Source organism: Frankia sp. AgKG'84/4 (assembly GCF_023242965.2).
Classification (GTDB): Bacteria; Actinomycetota; Actinomycetes; order Frankiales; family Frankiaceae; genus Frankia.
The window spans coordinates 1-1720 of record NZ_JALKFU020001033.1; the positions used below are offsets into that span (position 1 = coordinate 1).

Annotated in this window: 1 protein-coding gene; it reads left to right on the plus strand. The window is 68.7% G+C overall.

What is annotated here, in order from left to right; genetic code table 11:
• Positions 1-73: 73 nt before the first annotated feature.
• Positions 74-1720: acyltransferase domain-containing protein (locus tag MXD58_RS27045; protein WP_308302058.1), on the plus strand; the 1647-nt coding region annotated here is incomplete at its 3' end.

Sequence of the window (1720 nt, forward strand, 5' to 3'; positions counted from 1 at the left end):
GGCGCCGGAGGAGGTGCCGGCGGTGGCTTTCGGGGCTGGGGGTGGGGGTGGGTTGCTGCCGGTGGGTGGTCCGGTGCCGTTGGTGGTGTCGGCGGGTAGTGCGGTGGGGTTGGTGGGGTTGGCGGGTCGGTTGGTGGAGGTGGTGGCTGGTGGGGATGTGGTGGATGTTGCGGTGGGTTTGGTGGGGCGGCGGGCGGTGTTGGGGGAGCGGGCTGTGGTGGTGGCGTCGTCGGGGGTGCAGGGGGCTGGGGCGTTGGGGGCGTTGGCGGTGGGGGTGGGTGATCCGGGGTTGGTGACGGGTGTGCGGGTGGGTGGTGGGTTGGTGTGGGTGTTTCCGGGTCAGGGGGCGCAGTGGTTGGGGATGGGGCGGGAGTTGTTGGATTCTTCGGCGGTGTTCGCGGGGCGGGTGCGGGCGTGTGTGGAGGCGTTTGGGCCGTGGGTGGACTGGTCGGTGGAGGCGGTGTTGCGGGGTGAGGTGGATGAGGGTTTCGCGGGGCGGGTGGAGGTGGTTCAGGTGGCGAGTTTCGTGGTGATGGTGGGTTTGGCGGAGGTGTGGTTGTCGGCGGGGGTGGTGCCGGATGTGGTGGTGGGGCATTCGCAGGGGGAGATTGCGGCGGCGTGTGTGGCGGGGGCGCTTTCTTTGGAGGATGCGGCGCGGGTGGTGGCGGTGCGGGCGGGGGTTGTTTCGGGGGTGTTGTCGGGGCGGGGTGGTATGGCGTCGGTGGGGTTGTCGGAGGTGGCGGTGCGGGGCTGGTTGGAGGGGTGGGGGGGTCGGGTTTCGGTGGCGGCGGTGAATGGTCCGGGGTCGGTGGTGGTGGCGGGGGATGCTGGGGTGTTGGGGGAGTTTCTGGGGGTGTTGGAGGGTGCGGGGGTGCGGGTTCGGCGGATTGCGGTGGATTATGCGTCGCATTCGCCGGAGGTGGAGGTGGTGGCGGGGGAGTTGGTGGAGGCGTTGGGGGGTGTGCGGTCTTTGGTGCCGGTGTTGCCGTTGGTGTCGACGGTGACGGGGGAGTGGGTTCGTGCGGCGGGTGTGTTGGAGGGGGAGTACTGGTATGAGAATTTGCGTCGGCCGGTGCGGTTCGGGTCGGTGGTGGCGGATCTGATGACGGCTGGGTATTCGGTGTTTACGGAGGTTAGTGCTCATCCGGTTTTGGTGCAGTCGGTGGTGGAGGTGGCGGACGGGTTGGATCGGGTGGTGGCGGTGGGGGGGAGTCTGCGGCGGGGTGAGGGGGGTTGGGGGCGGTTGCTGTTGTCGTTGGGGGAGGTGTTCGTCGCGGGTGTTGATGTTGATTGGAAGGGGTTGTTGCCGAGTTCGGGTCGGTGGGTGGAGTTGCCGACGTATGCGTTTGATCATCGGGATTACTGGTTGGTGTCGGAGGGTCGTGGTGTGGATGTGGCGGGTCTGGGTCTGACGGGGGTTGACCATCCGCTGGTGGGTGCGGTGGTGTCGTTGCCCAGTGGTGGGGGTTTGTTGGGGACTGGTCGGTTGTCGGTGCGGACCCACCCTTGGCTTGCTGACCATCGGGTGGCGGGTGTGGTCGTGGTGCCGGGTGCGGCGTTGGTGGAGTTGGCGGTCCGGGTCGGTGCGGAGGTTGGCTGCGGCGGGCTCGATGAACTTGTCGTCGAGGCACCGCTGGTCCTGCCGGAACGGGGAACGGTCCGCGTCCAGGTCGTCGTCGGGATGCCCGATGGCGGCGGCCGGCGGCCGGTGGAGATCTAC